Annotated in this window: 2 protein-coding genes; both read right to left on the bottom strand. The window is 40.8% G+C overall.

The window, feature by feature from the left end:
- Window positions 1-115: 115 nt before the first annotated feature.
- Entirely contained in the window at window positions 116-691 is a 576-nt protein-coding gene (locus KDK13_RS09350) for a GIY-YIG nuclease family protein (RefSeq protein ID WP_257284712.1), read from the bottom strand.
- A 108-nt stretch (window positions 692-799) separates the two neighbouring features.
- Complete coding sequence (locus KDK13_RS09345) at window positions 800-1,606, bottom strand: DUF5677 domain-containing protein (RefSeq protein ID WP_257284711.1); 807 nt, start codon at window positions 1,604-1,606, stop codon at window positions 800-802.
- Window positions 1,607-1,784 lie beyond the last annotated feature (178 nt).

Raw genomic sequence — 1,784 nt, 5'->3', positions numbered from 1 at the left:
AGGGGCTTTGATATTACCCGTGCTTGTGTGTCCGGAAAACTATAACCACTTCAAAATTCAGGGGCGCCGTAGGCGTCCCCTGGAATTTTTTGTTAGGTTTCGGTCCTGCAAATAGTTAATCCCAGCAGTCACAATCTTCATCACATCCCCCCGGCATAAAACAGTTTGGATCTACTGGGGGTGAACTTAAGTCTTTTGCTTGATATTTAGGCCGTGTAGAGCCTTCTAATAATTTTGAATTTTCCCAAGAATAAATGACACCAATATCTCGTATATCGCAGTGATAGCAATACATGTCCCAGCTAAATTTCTCATAAAGAAAATCATGAACACGTTCTTTCATTTCGAAAGGGTTAGCATAGAACCACTCAGAACGCCTGCCTGTAGTTTCATGAGGTATACACTGGTACAATCCACTGAGAAAAACCTTTACTGTATCTTCTATTATGGCGACTCTTTTTGATTCTACTCCTTCTTTGATTTTGAACGCATATAGGAGTGTATAGAAAGGGTTTTGACTTCCACTTGCCCTTGTTCCTAGAGACCCTGTCGTTAATCCAATCTTTGCCATGCCTGGTCGATGAGTATCGACTCCAATATAAATCCAGTTTTCTGTGGAAGTTTCTTGCCTGAGCCTTTCATTCTCAAGCCATTCCATTTTGTAGTCATGCCCGAAAGCTTTACCTGCCATTAGCACCTCAAATCATGGGATAACTCAGCGAAATTTGAATAATAGTGTATTGCTAACTTCAGAGAAACCTAACGCCTAAATCACGTGCGCCGTAGGCGTCACCTGGATTTACTTGTTAGGCGCTGGCTCGCACAATGCTTGTTTGGGGAAAATTTCACTCAATTTTAAGAATGAAATCTGATATTCAGTACTTCCTGTTGTAAGAAATAACCTCACATGATCTATGAAATCCCACAACGACCTACGCCAAGTGAAGGAAGAGTAATTCATTGCATCTTGTAAGATGATAGTCATTTTTAATATTGAGTTATTTAGGACAGCTATTTGTGACGGAAACCTAGCCTCAGAAGGAATTCCTGTAATTGTATGGAAATCTTCTTGCCCATCATTTGCCATTGGATGAACATGCATTGAAGCCATGTCATACCCATATTTGTAGATAAAATCCATACCAAGATCCTTTGCCACTGTTTCGGCTTTCGGTCTTCTCCAAGTGGGCTTATTCTGTGACAAATGCTTTATGCGTACTTTTTCAGTATCTGTTCTTTTATAGATATCTCCGACCGCTTCATAACTGAACTCAGCATCACTTTTTATGCGGTTATGCACCTTGACCTGTTCAAAGAATGACCACTCTTCAAATTCATCAAACTCATCATTTTTTGCAATTGATGATAAATGCAAATAGCGATCAACTATTACCCTGTAAAGTACCCAGCAATCTTGGAAATCGTTTACTTTCCAAAGGGCTAAAATGCCTTTCAAACTCATTGATGACTTCGCAATGAAGTTTCTCAAAATAATATCTTTTCTTGAGCAGTCGAAACGTGCAATGGAAAGTAAGACCATTCCACAAACCACATTGAGTGTATTTGCGGTCATTTCATAGTCTTCAAATGAATGAAATTCTTTCAATGATACTCCGAACTTAGTTTAAGCGCCTAACGCCTGCATGTGGGGCGCCGCAGGCGTCCCAGGCAGCTTGCTGCCGTACACCATGCTCTTGTTAGGTTAGGTTACGATTGCCACTGACGTAATTAGTGCTTGTCCGAAAACCCATCAGCCCTTGAAAACAGCAGTCTGTGGCCTTACT

Origin of the sequence: Endozoicomonas sp. SESOKO1, assembly GCF_024606265.1 — a bacterium.
Taxonomy (GTDB): Bacteria; Pseudomonadota; Gammaproteobacteria; order Pseudomonadales; family Endozoicomonadaceae; genus Endozoicomonas.
This window is presented reverse-complemented; position numbering and strand designations above follow the sequence as displayed.